Source organism: Mangrovibacterium sp., from assembly GCF_041596335.1.
Classification (GTDB): Bacteria; Bacteroidota; Bacteroidia; order Bacteroidales; family Prolixibacteraceae; genus Mangrovibacterium.
The window spans coordinates 166288-188319 of sequence record NZ_JBFHIT010000004.1 but is presented as its reverse complement, the minus strand read 5'-3'; the positions used below and the strand labels follow the sequence as shown (position 1 = coordinate 188319).

General features: G+C 43.3%; 21 protein-coding genes and 1 pseudogene. 12 read left to right on the top strand and 10 right to left on the bottom strand.

Annotated features, from left to right (window positions below; all coding sequences use genetic code 11):
- The 4 genes and pseudogenes from ABZD21_RS03140 to ABZD21_RS03125 form a co-directional block, all read left to right on the top strand.
- Positions 1-258 (top strand): annotated as a pseudogene (locus tag ABZD21_RS03140) (hypothetical protein); the annotation flags it as partial.
- A 6-nt stretch (positions 259-264) separates the two neighbouring features.
- Positions 265-1614 carry a peptidylprolyl isomerase gene (locus ABZD21_RS03135; protein WP_372772848.1) on the top strand — a complete coding sequence of 450 codons (1350 nt, stop codon included), beginning with the start codon at positions 265-267 and terminating at the stop codon, positions 1612-1614.
- 9 nt (positions 1615-1623) lie between these two features.
- Entirely contained in the window at positions 1624-2589 is a 966-nt protein-coding gene (locus ABZD21_RS03130) for an AAA family ATPase (RefSeq protein WP_372772846.1), read from the top strand.
- A gap of 53 nt (positions 2590-2642) precedes the next feature.
- Positions 2643-4118 (top strand): OstA-like protein, encoded by a 1476-nt coding sequence (locus ABZD21_RS03125; RefSeq protein ID WP_372772845.1) that lies wholly within the window; start codon positions 2643-2645, stop codon positions 4116-4118.
- A gap of 44 nt (positions 4119-4162) precedes the next feature.
- Here ABZD21_RS03125 and ABZD21_RS03120 read toward each other — a convergent pair whose 3' ends face one another.
- The 3 genes from ABZD21_RS03120 to ABZD21_RS03110 form a co-directional block, all read right to left on the bottom strand.
- Positions 4163-4384, bottom strand: a complete 222-nt coding sequence (locus tag ABZD21_RS03120; RefSeq protein ID WP_372772844.1) for a DUF2795 domain-containing protein — start codon at positions 4382-4384, stop codon at positions 4163-4165.
- An 82-nt stretch (positions 4385-4466) separates the two neighbouring features.
- Positions 4467-5033, bottom strand: a complete 567-nt coding sequence (locus tag ABZD21_RS03115) for a cob(I)yrinic acid a,c-diamide adenosyltransferase (RefSeq protein WP_372772842.1) — start codon at positions 5031-5033, stop codon at positions 4467-4469.
- A gap of 59 nt (positions 5034-5092) precedes the next feature.
- The gene (locus ABZD21_RS03110; protein WP_372772840.1) at positions 5093-5794 is read right to left on the bottom strand and encodes an ABC transporter ATP-binding protein; all 702 of its coding nucleotides are present in this window, start codon (positions 5792-5794) and stop codon (positions 5093-5095) included.
- Positions 5795-5992: 198 nt separating this feature from the next.
- Between ABZD21_RS03110 and recG the strand changes: the two genes are divergently transcribed.
- From recG to rsxA, 8 genes are all read left to right on the top strand, one after another.
- The gene (gene recG / locus ABZD21_RS03105) at positions 5993-8092 is read left to right on the top strand and encodes an ATP-dependent DNA helicase RecG (RefSeq protein ID WP_372772838.1); all 2100 of its coding nucleotides are present in this window, start codon (positions 5993-5995) and stop codon (positions 8090-8092) included.
- A 274-nt stretch (positions 8093-8366) separates the two neighbouring features.
- Complete coding sequence (locus ABZD21_RS03100; protein ID WP_372772836.1) at positions 8367-8783, top strand: SoxR reducing system RseC family protein; 417 nt, start codon at positions 8367-8369, stop codon at positions 8781-8783.
- A gap of 8 nt (positions 8784-8791) precedes the next feature.
- Positions 8792-9715 (top strand): Fe-S cluster domain-containing protein, encoded by a 924-nt coding sequence (locus tag ABZD21_RS03095; RefSeq protein ID WP_372772834.1) that lies wholly within the window; start codon positions 8792-8794, stop codon positions 9713-9715.
- A gap of 11 nt (positions 9716-9726) precedes the next feature.
- The gene (rsxC, locus tag ABZD21_RS03090; RefSeq protein ID WP_372772832.1) at positions 9727-11058 is read left to right on the top strand and encodes an electron transport complex subunit RsxC; all 1332 of its coding nucleotides are present in this window, start codon (positions 9727-9729) and stop codon (positions 11056-11058) included.
- Positions 11059-11098: 40 nt separating this feature from the next.
- Complete coding sequence (locus tag ABZD21_RS03085; RefSeq protein WP_372772830.1) at positions 11099-12082, top strand: RnfABCDGE type electron transport complex subunit D; 984 nt, start codon at positions 11099-11101, stop codon at positions 12080-12082.
- Positions 12082-12726, top strand: a complete 645-nt coding sequence (locus ABZD21_RS03080; RefSeq protein ID WP_372772829.1) for an RnfABCDGE type electron transport complex subunit G — start codon at positions 12082-12084, stop codon at positions 12724-12726. Before ABZD21_RS03085 ends, ABZD21_RS03080 begins: the two co-directional genes overlap by 1 nt.
- 5 nt (positions 12727-12731) lie before the next feature.
- Positions 12732-13307: an electron transport complex subunit RsxE gene (rsxE, locus tag ABZD21_RS03075; protein WP_372772827.1), complete on the top strand. Its 576-nt coding sequence runs from the start codon at positions 12732-12734 to the stop codon at positions 13305-13307.
- 11 nt (positions 13308-13318) lie between these two features.
- Positions 13319-13891: an electron transport complex subunit RsxA gene (rsxA, locus tag ABZD21_RS03070; RefSeq protein WP_372772826.1), complete on the top strand. Its 573-nt coding sequence runs from the start codon at positions 13319-13321 to the stop codon at positions 13889-13891.
- 345 nt (positions 13892-14236) lie between these two features.
- Here rsxA and ABZD21_RS03065 read toward each other — a convergent pair whose 3' ends face one another.
- The 7 genes from ABZD21_RS03065 to ABZD21_RS03035 form a co-directional block, all read right to left on the bottom strand.
- Positions 14237-15424: an iron-containing alcohol dehydrogenase gene (locus ABZD21_RS03065; RefSeq protein ID WP_372772824.1), complete on the bottom strand. Its 1188-nt coding sequence runs from the start codon at positions 15422-15424 to the stop codon at positions 14237-14239.
- 487 nt (positions 15425-15911) lie between these two features.
- Positions 15912-16754, bottom strand: coding sequence for an SDR family oxidoreductase (locus tag ABZD21_RS03060; RefSeq protein ID WP_372772823.1), 843 nt, complete (start codon positions 16752-16754; stop codon positions 15912-15914).
- Positions 16755-16784: 30 nt separating this feature from the next.
- Positions 16785-17747: an L-histidine N(alpha)-methyltransferase gene (locus ABZD21_RS03055; protein WP_372772821.1), complete on the bottom strand. Its 963-nt coding sequence runs from the start codon at positions 17745-17747 to the stop codon at positions 16785-16787.
- A gap of 97 nt (positions 17748-17844) precedes the next feature.
- On the bottom strand, positions 17845-19155 hold the full coding sequence (locus tag ABZD21_RS03050) for a rhodanese-like domain-containing protein (protein WP_372772820.1): 1311 nt from the start codon (positions 19153-19155) through the stop codon (positions 17845-17847).
- A 218-nt stretch (positions 19156-19373) separates the two neighbouring features.
- Positions 19374-20759, bottom strand: a complete 1386-nt coding sequence (locus tag ABZD21_RS03045) for an alkyl sulfatase dimerization domain-containing protein (protein ID WP_372772819.1) — start codon at positions 20757-20759, stop codon at positions 19374-19376.
- 176 nt (positions 20760-20935) lie between these two features.
- Positions 20936-21757 (bottom strand): DUF4249 domain-containing protein, encoded by an 822-nt coding sequence (locus ABZD21_RS03040; protein WP_372772818.1) that lies wholly within the window; start codon positions 21755-21757, stop codon positions 20936-20938.
- A 3-nt stretch (positions 21758-21760) separates the two neighbouring features.
- Positions 21761-22030 carry a ferredoxin family protein gene (locus ABZD21_RS03035; RefSeq protein ID WP_372772817.1) on the bottom strand — a complete coding sequence of 90 codons (270 nt, stop codon included), beginning with the start codon at positions 22028-22030 and terminating at the stop codon, positions 21761-21763.
- Positions 22031-22032: the final 2 nt, after the last annotated feature.

The following is a 22032-nucleotide window of genomic DNA, read 5'->3' as shown; positions in this document are numbered from 1 at the left end:
GATGAAATTAACATAGAACAACAAATTTTAAGAAGAAACAAGATCATTGAAAGCAGCGATACAGATTATTATTACTTTATTTGTATCCGTAATTTTCGGCAGCAAGGTGAAAATGCTCCGGTGGAATTTGTCAGCTCCGAAATTCGCAACATTCTTTTGAACGAAAGAAAAATCCAATTCCTGAAGAGTATTGAAGAGGACATCTACAAGGAAGGTTTAACGTCGAATAAGTTTAAAATATATAATTTAAAAAAATAGATTGATATGTTCAGAAAAGTATTGGCTGCTTTGATGATGATAGCCTGCCTGACAAGTGGCTACACACTTTTTGCTCAGGATAAAATTGTTGACCAGATTGTTGCCATAGTTGGTAGCAATATCATCATGAAATCAGACATTGAAGAAATGTATATGAATAATCAGGCGCAAGGTGTAACGTCTGACGGAGATATGAAGTGCGAAATTTTAGAAGATTTCCTGGTTGAAAAACTCTTGTTAGCCGAAGCTGAATTAGATACAAATATTGTTATTACCGATAGCCAGATTAACCAACAACTAGATCAAAGGATGCAATACTTTGTCAAAAACCTGGGATCAGAAAAAGCTGTTGAAGATTATTTTAAAAAGCCAATCATTGAAATTAAGGCAGGCCTGCAGGAAGTCATTAAAAACCAATTGATGACAGGCCAAATGCGAGGTACAATAACCAACGAAGTGACTATAACGCCCGCCGAGGTTCGATATAAGGTTCGCAACACACCAACGGAAGACTTGCCAATGGTTGAGCCACAAGTTGAATATGCACAGATCAGTATTTTCCCTCCAATTGAAATTGAAGAGGAAAACCGCATTAAAGCTCGCTTACGCGAATTTAAGAAACGAATTGAAGACGGAGAGAATTTCGCGACACTGGCTGTTTTGTATTCCGAAGGGCCGTCGGCTCCGAATGGTGGAGAACTCGGCTACATGGGCCGCGCTCAGCTCGACCCTTCTTATGCTGCTGTTGCTTTTAACCTTCGCGGAGACCGTGTTTCGAACGTCGTAAAAAGTGAGTTCGGATACCACATTATTCAACTGGTGGATCGTCGTGGAGAACAGGTTAATACCCGCCACATCATTTTGAAGCCGAAACCATCAGTAGAAGCGATGCAAGACGCATCCACACGGCTCGATAGTCTGGCTGCGCTAATTCGTCGCAATCAGATTACATTTGAAGATGCAGCCATGCGTTATTCAGCCGATAAAAACTCCAGAAATGGCGGTGGAATCGCGATCAACCCTTACACGATGTCGTCAAAGTGGAAAAATCAAGAAATTGAACCTGAAGTAAGCAAAGTATTGGATCGCTTAAAAGAAAATGAAATCTCAGATCCTTTCCTAACAATCGACGAAAAGCAACGTTCTGTCTATATGGTGGTAAAACTGATTTCCCGTTCCAAAGCACACCGCGCGAACTTACAAGACGACTACCAACTGCTTGGTGACATGTACCTGCAAAAAAAGCAGGACGAAGCTCTTAACAAATGGATCGCTGAACGTCAGGCTAAGACTTATATCCGGATTGATGATTCTTACGTAAATTGCAACTTCAAATTCAATAACTGGATTAAATAGGCCGATTTTATGATGAACTTCAAAAGCGAGGTTGAAGCCGTAGACACCCTAAGTGCGAAAATGATGACGTTGCAGGACGAAATTAAAAAGCGCATTTTTGGGCAGGACGAGATTGTAAAACAAGTATTAGTCTCTATGTTTAGCAGAGGCCATTGTTTGTTGATTGGCGTACCCGGTCTGGCCAAAACACTATTGGTAAATACCATCGCTGAAGTTTTCAGTTTGAAATATAGCCGAATCCAGTTCACTCCCGACCTGATGCCTTCCGATATTACCGGAACTGAAATTCTGGACAAGGAACGGGAATTTAAGTTCATCAAGGGACCACTGTTCGCCAATATTATTCTGGCCGATGAGATTAACCGGACTCCGCCAAAAACCCAGGCGGCACTGCTGGAAGCGATGCAAGAGCGGTCGGTAACGGCTGCCGGGCAACGTTTCGAGCTGGCCAAACCTTTTTTTGTATTGGCAACACAAAACCCAATTGAACAGGAAGGCACCTATCCCCTTCCTGAGGCGCAACTCGATCGATTCATGTTTTCAATCTGGTTGGATTACCCAAAGTTCGAAGACGAACTGACCATCGTAAGAAATACCACCAGCCAACAAAAAACAAGTCTGGACGCCATTATTTCAGCTGAAGAAATTCGCTACTATCAGGATTTAATCTTGAAGATTCCCGTCAACGAAAATGTGCTTCGTTATGCTGTAACATTGGCTGCGAAGACCCGACCGGGAACAGAATTAGCCGATCCGTTGGCCGACAAATATTTGAAATGGGGAGCCGGACCTCGTGCCTCGCAATACCTCATTCTCGGCGCGAAAACCCACGCTGCTGTGTCTGGCAAATATTCACCCGACATTGACGACGTCCAGGCAATCGCTAAGAATATTCTGCGTCACCGTATCATTAAAAACTACAAAGCTGAGGCTGAAAACATATCAGTTGATCAGCTGATCGAAAAACTTTTGTAATTGCCCTGATCATGTTCCAACCCGGTCAAACTTTCCGAGTAATCTTTTTCTTAATGCTGGCTATGCCGTTCGGGTTGCTGGCCCAGAATAAAACCCGTGTGGACATTATTCAGGCTGATGTAATGCGGAACAACCAGGCTATCGTGAAAAACGCGAATCGATTGCTTGGATCTGTCATCATCGACCACAACGATATCCGAATGTGGTGCGACAGTGCTTATTCATACGCCGGATCAAATATCGTTGACGCGTTTGGTCATGTACACATTCTGAAAGGCGACACTCTCCATCTTTATGCCCGGTTTATTCACTACGATGGAGACACCAAGTGGGCCTACGCCCAAGGCGATGTTAAATTGATAAACAAAAATGTCACGCTAACCACCGACACCCTTCATTACGATATGAACCGAGGAGTTGGCTACTATGACGATTACGGCACGGTAAAGGATAGTACAAACACGCTTTACAGCCGAATTGGCGAATACTACACGCAACTGGACAAAGCATTCTTCAAAACGGAAGTCGACGTTCTCACCGATACCTACCGAATGCTGTCAGATACATTGGAATACGAGCCCGCTACCGGTATTACGTCTATTGTAGGCCCCACAACAATATTTGATGAAAAAGACACCCTGATTGCTTCTTCCGGATTTTACAATACTAAAACCGGTGAAGCAGAATTGCATAAAGGACCGTTGATTAAGACAGAGGGGCAAGACATTAATGCAGAATCAATCTTTTACAACAAAACAACCGGTGATGGATTGGCGGTGGGTAATGCAAGTATTCACAATTTCGAAAACCGTGTAATTGTAAAAGGAAACCGAATTGCCTACAACGACATTCTAAAGGAATCGTTGGTAAACGACTCGGCTCATGTGTTGTTTTACACAGCAAAGGATACTTTATTTATGCATGCCGACACGATCAAAACGGTTCCGGACACCATCGCGAACGAAAAAATAGTCCTGGCCTATCATCATGTCAAATTTTTCAGAGCCGACCTGCAAGGGAAGTGTGATTCATTGGTTTATTTCACCAAAGATTCGTTACTATGTATGCATCATGCCCCCGTTATATGGTCCGAAACAAACCAGATGACCGCAAACTATATGGAAATGCTGGCAAAGGATTCCGTCAATCAGGAGTTCTATATGCAGAAGGATGCGTTTATCATCGCACAGCAGGATTCAAACCGTTTTAACCAAATTAAAGGTCGAAATATGAACGGTTATATCCGCGGAAAAGAATTATACAAAATTGATGTGGACGGTAACGGTCAAAGTCTCTATTATGCCAGTGACGATACCGGGATAATCGGGTTAAACAAAGCTCAAAGCAGTACAATCGAGATTAGAATGAAGGACAGCAAAGTTACCCGAATTGCTTTCATGACTACCCCCGATGGACAGTTAATCCCAATCCCTGACATTACTGACTCGGAAAAATTCCTTCCGGGTTTCAGCTGGTTGGAAGCCATCAGACCTAAATCGATTGAAGATATCTTTATCAAACAAAAATAGCAGGATTAAATCCTGCTATTCTGCTAAGCTATTCTTGCTAAAAATTAATACTCGTCTTCATTAAAGAAGAAATCATCCTTGCTGGGATAATCCGGCCAAATATCTTCAATGCTTTCATAAACTTCACCTTCATCCTCTATTTCTTGCAAGTTTTCAATGACTTCAAGAGGCGCTCCAGAGCGAATTGCGTAGTCAATTAGCTCATCTTTAGCGGCAGGCCAGGGTGCATCTTCTAATTTTGATGCCAGTTCTAGTGTCCAATACATATTCGAGGGTATTTTAGTTTTATTTTTTAATATTTTGCGAATATAGAAAAAAATAGAACATGGGCAACAAAAATATTTTTCTTTAGCTATTGCCCGAAATCCAAGGGGTTTCAGCAATTTTTTTATCAAAATTCAACTTACGAGACAACACAAAAAGGTAGTCTGAAAGGCGATTTATATATTTTACAAGGTTACTATCGACTGTATTTTGGTCGGCCAACTCAACAATTCTACGCTCGGCACGACGACAAACAGTACGGGCTACATGAGCATAAGCAGCAGCCTGACACCCGGTGGGCAGGATGAAATGATTCAGTTTTGGCAACAGTTCAAACATAGCATCCATTTCGTTTTCCAAGACCTGAACGTCGGCCTCGGTACAGGGCAATTGTTCCTTCAATGCTCCGGCGCTTTCATCCATTGCCAGATGAGCTCCAATAACAAAAAGCTTCGATTGCACGTCAGTCAACACTGCTCTCGCCCGTTCATCTTCAGCGGTAGACAATAGTAGCCCTATCTGGCTATTCAGTTCATCAACCGTACCATACGCCTCCAGTCGTATATCATATTTTTTCACCCGGCTTCCACCAATTAAGCCAGTGGTTCCGTCATCTCCTGTTTTGGTGTAAATCTGCATTTCTTTTGCCATCTTGTACCTCTGTTTTCTATCGCTTCAGCTCCACAAAACACGCTTACAGTTCAACCTGTTTACTTATAAACCGGATTCGGATTGACCATATCCGATTCAATTTTCCCGTCTTTCAGCCGGATAATCCGGTGGGCATGAAGCGAAATATCTTCTTCGTGCGTTACAACAATCAAGGTGTTTCCTTGTTTGTGAATTTCAGAAAATAGCTGCATTATTTCCTCCGATGTTTGTGAATCAAGATTTCCGGTGGGTTCATCGGCCAGCAAAATAGCAGGTTTATTAATCATAGCACGAGCTACAGCTACTCGCTGTCGCTGTCCTCCCGACAATTCGTTTGGGCGGTGTTCCATCCGATCGTCCAAGCCAACATTAGCCAGCATTTCTTCCGCGCGGGCAAACCGATCCTGCTTTCGCACACCGGCATAAACCAAGGGCAACATGACATTTTCCAATGCCGTATTTCTGGGCATCAAATTAAAGGTTTGAAAAATAAACCCAATTTCGGAGTTTCGTATGTCAGCTAGTTCATCATCGGTCAAATGGCCAACATCCTTCCCGTTTAATTCATAACAACCACTCGAGGCTGTATCCAAACAGCCAATCAGATTCATCAGAGTTGATTTACCGGAGCCTGAAGCCCCCATGATTGCCACATACTCACCTTGCTGAATCGTAAGATCAACAGATCGTAATGCCTGAACAACTACCGTCCCGACCTTATAGTTTTTGACAATTTCTTTTAAGCGAATAACTTCTTTCATGGAAAGGAAATATGAGTTGTTAACGAATCCAGATATCAGACCTTAAATCCTGATTTTACGAGTAAATATAAAAATATGAATTCGAATTAAGCTGAACAAAAGTAATTTTAAATGGAGAGCAGCTATTTTCAGGCATTCCGGTAAGCTAAAATTTCAATTGAACGAAATCAAAAACCGGTTAATTTTTATCTTTGCTTCATGCCTGATTTTTTAGATCAAGATATTAAGTTTTTACACGGGGTTGGACCCCAACGTGCCGAGCTGTTAAAAAAAGAACTCGCAATTTCCAGTTTCCGCGATTTACTGTACTACTTTCCGTACAAATATATCGACCGGACAAAATTTTATAAAATCAGTGAGCTTGACGTTAGCCAGGCTTACATTCAGGTAAAAGGTACACTCGGAGCTTTCGAATTGATTGGCGAAGGACGGAAACAACGACTGACGGCTACATTCCACGATGATACCGGTAGTTTAGACCTGATTTGGTTTGCAGGTATAAAGTATATTCGCGAAAACCTGAAACCACGCCAGGAGTATGTTGTATTTGGCAAACCTTCGGTGTTTAACGGCCGGATGAATATTATCCATCCTGAAATTGAGAATGCAAATGCCCAACAAGTATCTTCGGGTGTTTTACAGGCGTTTTACAATACAACCGAAACGCTCAAAAAGCGCTTCATGAATACCCGGGCCATCAACAAAATTCAATTTAACCTGGCCGCTGCGCTCGAAGGAAAAATCTACGAGACATTGCCTCCCGGTGTGCGCGAGCCCTTGCGATTGATGCCCCTTGCTCAGGCACTACGTCAGATTCATTTCCCTGAAAATCCGCAATTACTCCAAAAGGCTACTTTTCGATTAAAATTCGAGGAGCTGTTTTACATTCAATTGAAAATTTTAAGTCTGAAACACAAAAGGCAAGAAGTTTTCAAGGGTTTTGTGTTTGAACAGATCGGCTATAATTTCAACACATTCTTTCAAAATAATCTCCCTTTTGATTTGACCGGCGCACAAAAGAAGGTCATTAAAGAAATCAGGCGCGACTTAGGGAGCGGGAAGCAAATGAACCGTTTGGTTCAGGGCGATGTGGGAAGTGGAAAAACACTGGTTGCTCTGATGGTTGCGCTTATCGCGTTCGACAATGGGTTTCAGGCCAGCCTGATGGCACCAACCGAAATTCTCGCTATCCAGCATTTTAACACCATTAGCCGGATGGTGGCCGGGATTGGCATTAAATTAGCCTTGCTAACCGGCTCGACCCGGAAAAAAGAACGTGAACGAATTTACTCCGGCATTGAAAGCGGTGAAATTCAACTACTGATCGGAACTCATGCCCTCATCGAAGACAGCGTGAATTTCATCAAACTAGGGCTCGTGATTATCGACGAACAACATCGTTTTGGTGTTGCGCAAAGAGCCAAACTTTGGAAAAAAAATGCCGGAATTCCTCCGCATGTGCTGGTGATGACCGCCACTCCGATTCCACGAACTTTGGCCATGACTCTGTATGGAGATTTGGATGTATCAGTCATTGATGAACTTCCTCCTGGTCGAAAACCGATTGAAACACGACACTATCTTGAAAACCGCAGATTGCAGGTTTATGAGTTTATCCGGGAACAGGTTAACAAAGGTAGGCAGGCATACATTGTTTATCCGCTAATCAGTGAATCGGAAAAATTAGACCTGAAAAATCTGGAAGATGGCTATGAACATCTAAAACAAGTCTTTCCCCGGTTTGAATTGAGTATGGTTCACGGGAAACTGAAACCAGCAGCAAAAGACCGGGAAATGCAGTTGTTTAAAGAAGGAAAAACTCAAATAATGGTCGCCACAACAGTCATCGAAGTGGGCGTTGATGTTCCGAACGCGTCGATCATGATTATTGAAAGCGCCGAACGCTTTGGCTTATCGCAACTGCACCAGTTACGCGGGCGGGTTGGCCGGGGAGCCGAACAATCCTATTGTTTGTTGATGTCGTCGTACAAAATCAGCAATGAAAGCCGCAAACGATTGGATACGATGGTTCGCACTAACGACGGTTTTGAGATTGCTGAAGTTGATCTTCAACTACGTGGCCCCGGTGACCTGGAAGGCACCCAGCAAAGCGGTCTGGGCTTCAACCTCAATATAGCCAATCTTGGTAAAGATGGTGAAATACTGCGAATTGCCAGAGACACAGCCGCTGAGATTCTGGATCAGGATCCTCAGCTTGCCAGTCGTGAAAATCAACTTCTGGTTTACCACCTGCAACGAATGCGGACCACAGAATTCGATTGGAGTATCATCAGTTAAAATCAAATTTCCTTCCGGGTTTTGATTTCAAAATAAAGTCATTACATTTGCTGCGCAATCGATTGTACAGAATTGCGAAAAGATTAAAGCGATCTGTTGCCGCAATCATACATAGCGCTATATCAATGAATTAAGCCCAATAGATTATTTCGATTATTTATAAAGCTTATAAATAAGATGAGAAGGTTTAAAAATGATTTTACAACACATTCAAGTTTTACGATTAGGTATAGTTTTGCAGCGGATTTGCGTAGGGAGGAGTTAAAATAGAAAGATGTCAGGAGAAATTTCACATACAGGAATAGTTAAAAAGCTTTCAGAGAATAAGATTATTGTTGGAATTGTCAATGAATCAGCTTGCGCATCCTGCCATGCGAAAGGCAGTTGTACCGCAGCAGACATGAAAGACAAAGAGGTGGAGATAAACCAATTCAACGGAGAATATCATCTTGGTCAACGTGTTACTGTTATTGGCAAAACTTCGCAAGGCTTCAAGGCCTTATTTCTGGGCTATTTACTTCCATTTATTATCCTGCTGACAATTCTAATCATAACCACTTCACTTCGTATTCCGGAAGGAACCGGAGGTTTATTGGCTCTGGCTTCCCTGATCCCCTACTATTTTGTTTTGTACTTGGTTCGGAACAGAATAAAGCGGTCATTTGAATTTGAAATTAAGCCCTTAGAATAATTTTTACGATGAACATGACTATTGTTTATACTATTGTTAGTTTGAGCGCGATAGGAACACTGTCAGCAGTGATCCTGTATTTTGTAGCTCAAAAATTTAAAGTATACGAAGATCCACGGATCGATGACGTAGAGAAAGCTCTTCCGGGAGCCAATTGTGGTGGTTGTGGTTTTGCCGGCTGTCGTGCTTTTGCCGAAGCCTGTGTTAAAGCCGATGACCTATCCCCTCTTTTTTGCCCGGTTGGAGGAAATGATTGCATGACTGGCGTAGCCGGAATATTGGGATTGGAAGCAGTTGCACAAACACCAAAAGTTGCCGTTGTGCGATGCAACGGAAGCTGTGAGCACCGCCCCAAAACTAATCAGTTCGATGGCGCTTCATCATGTGCAGTTGCCGCTTCGCTTTACAGTGGCGATACCGGATGTCAGTACGGCTGTTTAAGTCATGGCGACTGTGTAGCTGCCTGCGATTTCGATGCCATCCACATGAATCCGGAGACCGGCCTGCCGGAAGTAATCGACGATAAATGTGTGGCCTGTGGTGCCTGCGTAGAGGCTTGTCCGAAGAATCTGATCGAGTTGCGGAAAAAAGGTCCCAAAGACCGGAAAATTTTCGTTTCGTGCCGGAATGAAGACAAAGGAGGAGTCGCTAAAAAGGCTTGTTCGGTAGCTTGTATCGGATGCAGCAAATGTTTTAAAGTTTGTCCGTTCGATGCGATTACCATGAACAACAACCTGGCTTTCATTGATGCCGACAAATGTAAACTTTGCCGCAAATGTGTCGTTGAATGTCCGACAAACGCGATTATCGAGTTGAACTTTCCTCCGCGCAAACCCAAGGCAGATACGCCTGCACAACCAGCCGACAAGGTAGCACCTGCTCCCAAAGTACCGGCAACAGACAATAAAACTGAAAACAACGAAACTAAATAAGGAGGCCAATCGTGTTAAAGACGTTTAAACTTGGTGGGATCCATCCGGCTGAAAACAAATTTTCGGCCAACAAAGCCATTGAAAAACTGGCTTTGCCTAAAAGTGTATTTATCCCCGTAGCCCAACATATTGGAGCACCGGCTCAAGTGCTGGTCAAAAAAGGAGATCAGGTAAAAGTTGGACAAATTATCGCCAAAGCAGGCGGTTTTGTTTCGGCAAACATCCATTCGTCCGTGTCCGGATCGGTAACCAAAGTTGATTTGGCCACCGATGCTTCCGGGTACCCGAAACAAGGTATTTTTATTCAGGTTGACGGTGATGAATGGGACGAAAGCATTGTCACCGACGACAAACTGAATGAAAATTTTGAAAAGGATGGCAAAGCAATCATCGACAAAATTAATCAGGCAGGTATTGTAGGTTTGGGTGGCGCAACCTTTCCAACCCATGTAAAACTAATGCCCCCGCCGGGATCGAAGGCTGAAATGCTGATTTTGAACGGTGTGGAATGTGAACCCTACTTAACTGCCGATCACCGGTTGATGTTGGAAAAAGGGCCTGAGATCCTGGTCGGTATCCGCATTTTAATGTGTGCGCTGAATGTAACCAAAGCTTATATCGGTATCGAAAACAATAAGAAGGATGCCATTCAGAGTCTGAAAAAGCTATGTGCTTCCGATGCGTCCATCGAAGTTGTTCCACTGAAAGTGAAATATCCGCAAGGAGGCGAAAAACAACTTATTAAAGCTGTTACAGGTCGCGAAGTGCCTTCGGGAGCGCTGCCAATTGCGGTGGGCGCTGTGGTGAGCAACGTAGGGACTGCGTTTGCTGTTTACGAAGCTGTTCAAAAAAACAAGCCACTTATAGAGCGGGTTGTCACTGTTACCGGGAAATCGGTCAAAAACCCATCGAATCTGATGGTTCGGATCGGAACCCCCGTGACCAACCTGATTGAAGCTGCAGGCGGTCTTCCGGAAGATACCGGTAAAATTATCAGCGGTGGCCCAATGATGGGAAAAGCTGTCGCATCACCCGATATCCCTGTTACCAAAGGAACGTCAGGCATTCTGATTATGCCCGACCCGGATGCAAAACGTAAAACCAGCCAAAACTGTATCCGCTGCGGACGCTGCGTTACCGTTTGTCCCATGGGCTTGGAGCCATTCCTTCTAATGACTGTATCACAAAAGCAAGTCTGGGAAAGGGCCGAAAAATCGAACATAATGGATTGTATCGAATGTGGTTCGTGTAGCTTTACGTGCCCGGCCGATCGGGAACTGCTCGACTATATCCGGCTGGGAAAAGCGAAAGTTGGACAAATCATTCGCAACCGAAAAAAATAACCGAAAACTCAAAATAAACGAACTATCAGAATAATAAAAAATGAGTAAACTGCTTACCATATCACCTTCACCACACGTGCATACAAGCGACACGGTGAATAAGATCATGTACCGGGTTATTCTGGCCCTGGTTCCGGCATTAGCCTGGTCGGTATTTATGTTTGGCATGGAAGCCATTCGTGTTACACTGCTGGCTGTTGTTGGCTGTATGGCCTTCGAATACCTGATTCAACGTTTTTTAATGAAAGAAGAGCCGAAAATTACCGACGGCTCAGCCGCATTAACCGGTATTTTATTGGCGTTCAACGTTCCGGCATCAATCCCAAGTTGGATTATTATTGTTGGAGCTTTGGTGTCTGTCGGTGTTGGGAAATTATCGTTCGGAGGCTTGGGGAACAACCCATTCAACCCGGCTTTGGTGGGACGCGTGTTCCTGCTTATTTCCTTCCCTGTACAAATGACCAGCTGGCCGGTTGGCATACACGCACAAACTGATGCGATTACCACTGCTACTCCGCTGGCAATTTTGAAAGAAGGAGTTAAAAACGGACAACCGGTTGCCGACTTGTTAGGCAACCTTCCAACCAATATTGATCTGTTGTACGGTAATATGTCCGGCTCAATGGGTGAGATATCGGCTGCCCTGCTGCTTTTGGGCTTCGCATACATGGTTTGGAAGAAAGTAATCACCTGGCATATTCCGGTATTTATTTTGGGAACCATTTTCGTTGTTCAGGGAGGAATGCATCTCATCAATCCCGATAAATTTATCGAACCTGTTTTCCACCTGTTAACCGGTGGCGCCATGCTCGGAGCAATCTATATGGCAACCGATATGGTTACCTCACCGATGACCCACAAAGGTCAATTTATCTATGCGCTTGGCATTGGTATTATCACGGTTCTCATCCGTAATTTTGGTGCTTATCCCGAAGGTATTTCTTTTGCCATTTTAATTATGAACGGCTTCACCCCGCTGATTAACTCTTCGGTGAAACCAAAACGTTTCGGAGGGAAAAACTAATGGCTACGATAAAATCCAGTTTCATCAACATGGTGATGACCCTGCTTGCGGTCTGCCTGATATCAGCAACAATTTTAGGCTTTGTGCAAACCTTGACAAAAGATGCGATTGAGGCCTCGAAATTAAAAGCTCAAAACGATGCGATTAAAGCAATCTTACCTGAGTTTACCGAATTGGGCGCCAGTTGGAAAGCCGTCCCTGCGGAAGGTGGAGACAGCTTAACCTTCTTCCCGGCCTATAACGCGTCGAAAGAATTGGTTGGTGTTGCGGTAAAAAGCTACACAAAAAGTGGTTTCAGTGGGTTAATCGAAATTATGGTCGGTTTTAAACCCGATGGCGAAATCAGCGGCTACCAGGTTTTGGAACACAAAGAAACCCCCGGCTTAGGGTCGAAAATGCAAGCTTGGTTTAGCAACAGCGAAAAACCGAAACAAAGTATTATTGGCAAGAATCCGGACACAACTGATATGCATGTCAGCAAAGATGGCGGAGAGGTAGATGCAATTACCGCATCAACCATTTCTTCGCGCGCTTTCCTTGAAGCAATCCGCCGGGCATACGAATCATTTAAAACAGGAATTCCTGCCACAGAAAATCAACCGGCAACGGCTGCAGAACAAGTATCAGAAGGAGGTGAATCATGAATCAAATGAATAATTTCACAAAGGGATTTTTTAAGGAAAACCCAATTTTCGTGCTGTTGTTGGGGATGTGTCCAACATTGGGTGTTACCTCATCAGCAATAAACGGACTCGGCATGGGATTGGCAACAACCTTCGTTTTGTTGATGGCCAACATCGTGGTATCGCTGGTTAAGAATATTATTCCTGAGAAGGTTCGAATCCCTAGTTTCATTGTGATCATCGCAGCCTTCGTAACGGTTGTCGAGCTGAGTATGCAAGCCTATTTACCCGCGCTTTTCAAAAGCTTGGGGCTGTTCATCCCGTTGATCGTGGTAAACTGTATCGTATTGGGACGTGCTGAGGCATTTGCGTCAAAAAACAATGTGATCTCATCAGCAATTGATGGATTAAGCATGGGATTGGGATTCTCGATGGCCTTAACAATGTTGGGAGCTATTCGTGAGTTCCTGGGAAGCGGAATGATGTTTGGCATCAAAATCTACCCCGAAGATTTCGGTATGTTGATTTTTGTTTTGGCACCGGGCGCCTTTATTGTATTGGGTTACCTAATTGCCTTGATCAATAAACTCAGAAAAGCATAGGAGAAGAAAGCATGGAATATCTTATTATAATCATATCAGCCGTATTTGTACACAATATTGTACTGACTCAATTCTTGGGAATCTGTCCGTTTCTTGGCGTTTCCAAACGAATTTCAACCGCTGTAGGGATGGCCGGAGCTGTTACTTTTGTAATGGTGCTGGCGACCATCGTAACCTATCTGATTCAAAAAAACGTGTTGGATCCCTTCAACATTGGCTACCTTCAAACCATTTCGTTTATCCTGGTTATTGCAGCCTTGGTGCAGTTGGTTGAGATTATCCTCAAGAAAGTGAGCCCTGCTCTTTATCAGGCATTGGGCGTATTCTTACCCTTAATTACAACTAACTGTGCGATTTTAGGTGTTGCCATCCTGACCATTCAGAATGAACTTAACCTAATGGAAAGTGTTGTATTCGCTATTGCAAACGCGATTGGCTTTGGGTTGGCACTGGTACTGTTTGCCGGAATACGCGAACACCTCGATTTAATCGACGTTCCAAAAGGATTAAAAGGAACACCAATCGCACTGATTGTTGCCGGTATTCTGGCCATGGCTTTTATGGGATTCAGTGGTTTAGTATAGTTTCGATCGATATATGGGGAAAGGCAAATCTTCGGGTTTGCCTTTTTTGTTTGCCTTCAATCCACTTCATTAGTTACCAACGATTGGCATCATACATTTGGTCAGAAAGTATGAAGTGAAGCCCGGCAAATAAGCGAAAGTTCGTATCGAATGCCCGATAGTCGCATTCCTTAAAATTGATTTGTCGATCTGATTCAAGAATGCATTTTGAGATCTGATGGAGAGGCAATAAGACCGATCACCAACAAATGGAAAAACAGAAAGGCCAAATTTCAACAAAATACATTGCTGGAATTTGGCCTTTCTTAAAACAGTAGAATAGCTTAAATAGAAGAAATAAATCGTCTACTTCGCCATTTTGTATATTTCAACCATATCTTTCACCGAAGTTGGAATGATACTGTCGATCCTGTCTGTTTCGCTGTTTCCGAACATGCGCATTACATCATTTGCCATCAGTTCAAATTTCTCTGAATCGATCTTCACATCCGACAATTTTAGATACATGCCAACGCTTTCGAACCATTCAATAACTTTTACGGAAAGCATTTTTGCTGCTTTCAAATCATCATCTTCCTTCACATCAAAAACACGGCGTGCCAATTTTGCCCATCTGTGTGGGAGTTTATCGGCGAAATATTCCAGGTAAGGAGGAATAATAATCCCCATTCCGCGGCCATGACTCAAATCGTAATGGGCGCTCAAAGGCATTTCAATGGAGTGCATTGGAATACTTCCCATTCGTCCCAGGGCCTGAATTCCTTGCCACCCGAAAATTGAACACAGAGCCAATGTGCCTCTTGTTTCCAAATCTTTTGGGTTTTCAATTACTTTGTAAAAGGCATCTTTTAAGGTTAAAATAATTCCTTCGGTAATTCTATCGGCAAACTCTGAGGTGTCTTCCGACGATAAATAGCGCTCAATCAAATGCGAAAAGATGTCAATACAACTGTCTTTTGTAATCGAAAGCGGTAAGGTTGCCAAAACTTCAGGGTCGATAATTGCGACTTTGGGGATTCGGTATTCCGAGCGGCTAAAACTTTTCTCCTTCGTTTCCCAGTTGGTCAAAACACCGCCGGCATTCACTTCCGAACCCGCAGCCGAAACAGTTGGAATAGCTACAATAGGATATGCACCGGTGTATGCACGTGGTTTACGATCGCCCAGAACCACGTAATCCCACGACAAACCACCACTAAACGCGGTAGCTGCAATGTATTTTGCGCCATCGATTACACTACCACCGCCAAGAGCGACAATACAATCGCAACCCGATTTTTGGAACAACTCAATCCCTCGGTCTATCGTTGTCGATCTCGGGTTAGGCTCAATAGCGTCAAACACTTCAACCTCAACATTATTTGCGTTAAGAATCGCAATGGTCTTATCAATTAAAGGAGCAAAAGCCGTGTCTCTTTTATAGGTTGCCAACATTACTTTCTTTCCAAAAGGCTTAACAATATCACCAAGTTCCGCCAGTCTTCCCGGTCCGTAAACTAATTTGGTGGTGAAATTCCATTCAAAATTATTCATCCGATCTTCTAATTAATTTTCGTATCTCTCATTATTTAAAGGAAACAATATCAGGATTCCTCATGCATTTAACTTGCTCTATCCGATCATGCTTCCATTCGTCCGCCGATGCTATGGAGCCGTTTTTCATCAAATTCCTGCCAGGCAAAGAACTTCGTTTTTGTGTTCTGAAACAAAAAGGTCTGAGATTCGCCTAAATCGAAAGCTAACTCAAAAGCTTCTCCAGTCAGGAACAACCACTCCGGCGGCGAAATTACGATCATTTTCGTCCAACGAGTAGATTGATGGAGTTAAAATGAAAAATACGGACAAAAATTAATCACCGAACCTTGCAAGCTTCAATTGTTGATCAATAAAGAACAGGCACTAACTCAGCCTATTTCGCCGGTTGTCCTGCAATGGTCTAAAACGCCGCTCCTACTCTTTTCTGCAAAGTTGCCATCTTTTTATAAGCAGAATTTCTGCTTATAAATATCGAAGGCCAGTGTCATCGGGCGTTCTGAATGATTTCCAGAGCTGATTTATGAGGTCTTCCTGCAGCCCGTTCGAAATCTGAATTCACATTAAAAGCATTGTTTTTCATTCCCTCGTAAATTCCACCGATTATGGTTCCTAAAAACTCGCCTAATTCTGCTTTCCGATCCTTTAGATAGTCGTCTACTGTTGCCGCACGATAGACCAATTTGGTTCCGTAAACCTCGTTTAAAAGCCCGGCAAGCTGTTCCTGGGTAATTGGCTCGCCTACCAAATTATATAGCTGACCGTTATGTTTATCTTCGATCAGCATTTTCGAATAGGCATGCGCCAATTCCGACCTGCTGGTATATGCACATAAACCAGAACCGGCACAATTGTAAATTTCGCCCTTTGCGATATAATTGTCGATGTACTCCAAATCGGGTTCAATGTAGATTCCATTACGTCCAATCACCCAATTCAGTCCCGAATTTTGTACATCGTTTTCTGTTTGCCGGTTGCTACTTACAACCGGGCTAAAGGCGTTTTTCTCGCTGTCGCCAACAATACTGGTATAAAAAAGTTTCTTTACCCCGTTGGCTTTTGCTCCTTCAATCACATTCCGGTGCTGCAAAATACGTTTTCCCGGTTGATCCATGCTCGAAACGATCAGCACGGCATCAATTCCTTTCAGTGCTGCATCAAAATCCTCCCGATTGTTATAATCCCCTTTTCGAATTTCAACCCCTAAAAATTCTGCTTTGTGAGGTGTTCGTGCAATTCCAATTACATTGCCGGCGCCTAAATCGGCTATAAGTTGCTTGACAATTGCCGACCCCAATTGTCCGTTTGCTGCTGTTACTGCTACTTTCATATCAATTATTGCTGTTTTAACTTCTGAAAACTACTTCTTCACCCACAACGAATTCACAAAATAGTCGCGTTTATCGGTAAACTGACTTTCGACCCCAAAGCCATGTTCTGCTGCGATGCGTTCAATCGTTGATTGATCGAATTTGCGTGAAAGTTCCATAAATATCGGTTCCCATTTGTCAAAATGAATTCGCTCATTTAAATCAGCTATGTAAACTGACTGAACCACAGTTGAAACAAGAAAACTTTTCGCGGCTCCGGTTTGCGGGTCATATACCGCCTGATGTTCAAAATTTTCAGGGTTGAAATTGGCGTTCAATTCTCTGTTTATCCGAATCAGATGATTTAGGTTGAAACGTCTGGTGTGCCCATGTGGATCGCTGTACGCTTTCATAATTACTTCGGGCGACTTTTTCAGGTCGAAACCAACGAGCAGTTTATCTCCCTTGTGGCAAAGGGTTGAGAGCTGACTAAAAAAACGGTCGATTTCATCGTCCGAAAAATTGCCAATGTTCGACCCCAGAAAAAGGAATACCTTTCGTAGCCCGGAGTAGCCATTCAGTTTTTCGACTTCCTGAAAATAATCTCCGGTTTTGGGAGATACATTCAGAACCGGCAATTCACTTTTCAAGCTGTTTAGCAGGTCTACATTGGCTTTATGACTGATATCGATAGGGATGTATCTGAAATCGACTGCGTTATTTACCAAAAACTGTAATAGAATCTTCGTTTTCAGTCCGTCTCCAGAGCCCAATTCAATCAAATCAAATGCCTGAACACCTTCGTGAAACGATTCAGAAATCTGTTTCCGGTAGGTTGTAAATATTTCAAATTCGCAATCGGTAAGATAGTATTCAGGCATTTGCATAATATCCTGAAATATTGCACTGCCGGCATCGTCGTAGAAGTACTTCGACAATAAATACTTAGGATCTGCAGTCAGACCTCTTAAGGTATCGGTTGCCAATTCATAATTGAGAATTTGTTGTTTCATCGGGCCTGTTTTTTTCTCGCGCAACGGAGCAACAATGCAGCCTATTATTATTCAATACGCATCTCCGTTTCTACCTAATCGGTATGGCGAGATATTTTCATTTGTAAGCTGAAGTGAGCATATTTTCGGGAATACCTGTTTCAAACGGATTATCAGGATCGTTACTCCACTCGAACCAACCGCCATCGAACACCGAAACCCGCGGCCAACCCATAAGCCAGGCATTGAACCACGCTTCGCTGCCACGCCATCCGGTGCCGCAATAAAAGGCCAAATGCTTGTCTGGTGTAATTCCAACCGCGTCCCAAATTGCGGCAACTTCCTGTGCTTCGCGAATGGTGTGGTCGGTATTTCTGTAATTCTCCATGTGGTAAGCATCGGAACCGCAATTTCCGAAAATGGCTCCCGGAATTCGTCCTGTTTTCTCGATATAATTGTATCCACTGACTTCACCGATATACTCGGGCCAGCTTCGTACACAAACAATATCAGCGTCATTGGATTTTATCATTTCTTTAGCCTCGGAGATGTCAACAATTATGGATGGATTAACCGGTATCCGGACACCAAAATCTGACACCGGTATTTTCGGAACATCATCGGTATCGACTGCATATCCGGCATCTTCCCACGATTGGAAACCACCGTTTAGCACGCGCACATCTTTAACTCCGGCGTACATCATGATCATGGCATTACGGATGGCGCCAATATCGCCTGCTGCACTTCCCGGAAACTCGTCATCATTATCAGGAAACATAAATTTCCCATATAAGACGACGGTTGTATCCGACGTAATTCCATGTTTTTCAAGGGCTTCTTTCAGCTCAGCGGGCGATCTTCTGTTCCAGGTTTCCGGAGCTTCAAGCGCCAGTGTGTCTATATCAATCGCACCCGGAATATGCCCTGACAAGTAGGCATCGCGATTGCGGTAATGCGTATGACAGATTACAACTTTTTGCCCCTCTATTTCAGTCGGCAAATTTCCCGAAACAACTTGGTTTACCCAACTTGCCGGTACCAGGTTTTTAAAATTTGGAAGGAAATCGATTGGCAAATCAGGGTTCGATGCCCATTCATCCACAAAATGATTATAAACACTAAGATGTGAATAACCAGCCTGTGAGAAACGAAGCGCCACCTTTTCGGCTTCTACTTGTGAATAGCCATACAAAACAAGATCATGCTCCGGTAAAACTCCTTTCGATCGGACAATTTCAATCCAATCGATATAATCAGCCCACTTGGCAGACAAGCTTTTTGCTCCTTTTATATGTCCGCCGCGATGTTCGTTCTCCAGTCGCCATCCATTGTAGGCATCCACTGGCCTAACATCGATGACTTTGGTCTTGTCGTTCGCTAAACGCAATTGTAATTCGTTCGTTGTTATCTCGTTGATTTTTCTCATGCAATCAGATTTATAGTGGTGTGCATACTTATCAGGTTATTTTCGCAATGCGATAACTTACACTTCCGTATAAAAAATGACTCACTAACGAAAGGTAATACTGAGAAGTGTTCACTTCGTGAAATAGTCCTGTTAACCAAATGTTTAATTCGCGGAATACCATCTGTTGACAGTTCCGGAACCATTTTGATTACAGGCTGCCAGGTACAAATAGAACTCTATTTTCCGAACCCTTTGCACAGCTGAATGGCATAGCTATTCATATAATTCCGACCGGTAGCCGTTACCATCGTTTTGGCAATTTCCATTAAGGCATCTGCTTTCAGGTTAATTATTTCGTTGTCATTGTTGTTTAGAGCAAGCAGATAATCACACAATTGAGCCGACCATTGAAAATCACCGGTTTCGAATGCCTCAATTGCAATCGCCCGAAGTTTATCTTTTCCCCCGGCCATTTTAGCCATTCGTTCAGCTTCCGGCTTCGGAGCGAGCTTATTCAGGTTTACCGGGTTCCCATCGAACCAGCCGAGGTACCCTTCAAAAATAGCACGTACAGCCCAATCAACACGTCCGTAATACTCGACCAGGTAAGGCTTCGACGCCAAGTTTTCCGGTAGTTTCACAGACTCAACCAACTGGTCGGGTGTCAGTCCTTTGTTCATGCCCTCAATGGTTTTGTCGAACACAAATTTTATGGCATCGCGGTAATTGCTGAGGGTTTCTTTTACATTTTCGTTACCAACTACCGGACGGGTATGACCGGGCAGTAAATAGTCAACTTCTTCGCTCAGCATTTTATCGATGCTTTCGTACCAGCTTTGCACATCGCGGTATTGCGAACCACGGATGGTATAAAGATTTGGGAATGATTTGTAATAGCTGTCGCCGCAAAAGAGGATTTTTTCTTCGGGCATGTAAACATACATGTTGTCGTAGGTTTCGCCAGTGGCGGCAACGAGCTCAAATTTCACACCATCAATTTCAATGAGTTTTCGTTCCTCTGTAAAGAAATGCGTGATAGTGAAAGCTGCTGTTTCTTTTCCACGGGTAAACATTGTTTCTTGCTTATTGGGGCGTGCAGCAACTCCATTGTTAATATGAATGGAATCGGGAAGAATAACCCCGGCTTGCCGTGCGCCGCGAACATTTCCATAAGTTAAACCGGCTTCTTTTGCCACATTTGCTTCGATGCTAAAACCGCCATTCTCGTCTTGAGTCGTCTTTCGTCCCCAAACCTGAGGATTGCTTCCTTCGTTTAAAAAAGCCTGAATTCCCCCATAATGGTCGCCATGCCCGTGGGTAATAATAATCCCTGTTATAGGTTTGTCGGTTATTTCGCGAAACTTCAAACGAAGTGTTTCCATCCGGACTGGTGACATACCGGCATCCACGATGATAATTCCGGTCTCGCCTTCAATCATAGCAATGTTACTTACGTCGTAACCAACGGCAAACCAAACGTTTTTGTCAAATTTGAATATTTCAGGAACAAACTCGTTGTTCTGCTCTTTTAGGAGACGGGTGGCCTCTGTATCGTGTTGCGCAACAACTCGTCCCAGACTTATAACAGAAACCAGAATAAGTACTAAAGTGATTCTTTTCACGGTGTTATATTTAAATCCATTTCTTGTTCACAGCAAAAGTATTGCACATTAGCGACCTGCAAAAGGTAGATCTGAAACCAGAAATGGTAAATCATGCCCTTTTCCGGTGGTGGTTTGTTTCGGAAGTGAAAATCCGGTTTCGTCCCCAACAGAGGAGCTTCGCCACTATGCAGCTGTTACCGAACAATCACACTTATCGAATCATGTGAGGTTGCCATGAAATAGCCCAGAACATCGGAGCCAAAGTTTGATTGAGGATTATACGGCGTAGATGAACCTCCCATCTCTGAACCTGAAATATCATTTAGCTGATTAAAATAGGTGTAAGAATCCTCGTCGATCGAGTACAATTTTACGAACACCCGATCGTTTTGTTCGAATTCAATCCGAAATGGTGAATACTCTACCACCTTATCGGTGGTATAATAACTATCTTTCAGGTAAATGTAATTGTCGGCGTACAAGGTATCGTTTATCCAAAATTTGATGAGATAGTAATTATCAGTCTCCGGATCATCGCTGAAATTGATCGTTAACTCATAGTTACTCGTTGTTTCACCCGGACGTTTGGCTTCCTGCTCTTCGAAGCTTACGGAATAGATTTTTGATGGAGCCATCAGCCGGGTCGCCGCCTGATAGGTACTCCCGGATTCTTCAACGCTTATGCGATAGTCCTCATTCACCTTTCCCTTTAAAATTTCGCCTTTGTACAAACCATCTCCGTAATAATTCAGTTTTTCTGACCTTCCTGATTGATCGTATAAAACAACGGTTGCATCTTCGGCATAAGTGGTCTGGTCGGTTGCAAAATAATCGGTCGTATAACTGAGTCTGATCCAGGCAACCGAATCTTTTTCGATTAAACCTTCAGCAACCAATTTAGGAGATGCACTATTTAAATCGATTTCAATTACCTCCTCGCACGAAGCGGAAAGGAACGCAAAAACAATCAGCGCCAGGTATTTCAGGCTTGTATACTGTTGTGTCAATTTTTTCATCTTTTATAGATTGTAGATGGATGATAATTTAATGGCATTTTCGTGGCAGTTTGTAACGCACAGGTTACAGCCAATGCACGACTCAGGATGGATGACAAATGACTTTGCCCTTCCTTTGATTTTTGTTTTTAGCCGACCTAAAAACGGTAACTGCCTATTCTCATCGTCAGTAATTTCGCGAATTGAAAAAACACCGTTTGGACATACGCGGGTGCATGCAGCATCACCATCGCATTTTATGGTGTCGATCGTTGGATAATATTTGGTATTCATGC

Excerpts from the sequence above, each read along its gene's own strand:
- ABZD21_RS03135 (WP_372772848.1), top strand. The coding sequence starts at position 265 with ATGTTCAGAAAAGTATTGGCTGCTTTGATGATGATAGCCTGCCTGACA.
- ABZD21_RS03130 (WP_372772846.1), top strand. The coding sequence starts at position 1,624 with ATGATGAACTTCAAAAGCGAGGTTGAAGCCGTAGACACCCTAAGTGCG.
- ABZD21_RS03125 (WP_372772845.1), top strand. The coding sequence starts at position 2,643 with ATGCTGGCTATGCCGTTCGGGTTGCTGGCCCAGAATAAAACCCGTGTG.
- ABZD21_RS03120 (WP_372772844.1), bottom strand. The coding sequence starts at position 4,384 with ATGTATTGGACACTAGAACTGGCATCAAAATTAGAAGATGCACCCTGG.
- ABZD21_RS03115 (WP_372772842.1), bottom strand. The coding sequence starts at position 5,033 with ATGGCAAAAGAAATGCAGATTTACACCAAAACAGGAGATGACGGAACC.
- ABZD21_RS03110 (WP_372772840.1), bottom strand. The coding sequence starts at position 5,794 with ATGAAAGAAGTTATTCGCTTAAAAGAAATTGTCAAAAACTATAAGGTC.
- recG (WP_372772838.1), top strand. The coding sequence starts at position 5,993 with ATGCCTGATTTTTTAGATCAAGATATTAAGTTTTTACACGGGGTTGGA.
- ABZD21_RS03100 (WP_372772836.1), top strand. The coding sequence starts at position 8,367 with ATGTCAGGAGAAATTTCACATACAGGAATAGTTAAAAAGCTTTCAGAG.
- ABZD21_RS03095 (WP_372772834.1), top strand. The coding sequence starts at position 8,792 with ATGAACATGACTATTGTTTATACTATTGTTAGTTTGAGCGCGATAGGA.
- ABZD21_RS03085 (WP_372772830.1), top strand. The coding sequence starts at position 11,099 with ATGAGTAAACTGCTTACCATATCACCTTCACCACACGTGCATACAAGC.
- ABZD21_RS03080 (WP_372772829.1), top strand. The coding sequence starts at position 12,082 with ATGGCTACGATAAAATCCAGTTTCATCAACATGGTGATGACCCTGCTT.
- rsxE (WP_372772827.1), top strand. The coding sequence starts at position 12,732 with ATGAATAATTTCACAAAGGGATTTTTTAAGGAAAACCCAATTTTCGTG.
- rsxA (WP_372772826.1), top strand. The coding sequence starts at position 13,319 with ATGGAATATCTTATTATAATCATATCAGCCGTATTTGTACACAATATT.
- ABZD21_RS03065 (WP_372772824.1), bottom strand. The coding sequence starts at position 15,424 with ATGAATAATTTTGAATGGAATTTCACCACCAAATTAGTTTACGGACCG.
- ABZD21_RS03060 (WP_372772823.1), bottom strand. The coding sequence starts at position 16,754 with ATGAAAGTAGCAGTAACAGCAGCAAACGGACAATTGGGGTCGGCAATT.
- ABZD21_RS03055 (WP_372772821.1), bottom strand. The coding sequence starts at position 17,747 with ATGAAACAACAAATTCTCAATTATGAATTGGCAACCGATACCTTAAGA.
- ABZD21_RS03050 (WP_372772820.1), bottom strand. The coding sequence starts at position 19,155 with ATGAGAAAAATCAACGAGATAACAACGAACGAATTACAATTGCGTTTA.
- ABZD21_RS03040 (WP_372772818.1), bottom strand. The coding sequence starts at position 21,757 with ATGAAAAAATTGACACAACAGTATACAAGCCTGAAATACCTGGCGCTG.
- ABZD21_RS03035 (WP_372772817.1), bottom strand. The coding sequence starts at position 22,030 with ATGAATACCAAATATTATCCAACGATCGACACCATAAAATGCGATGGT.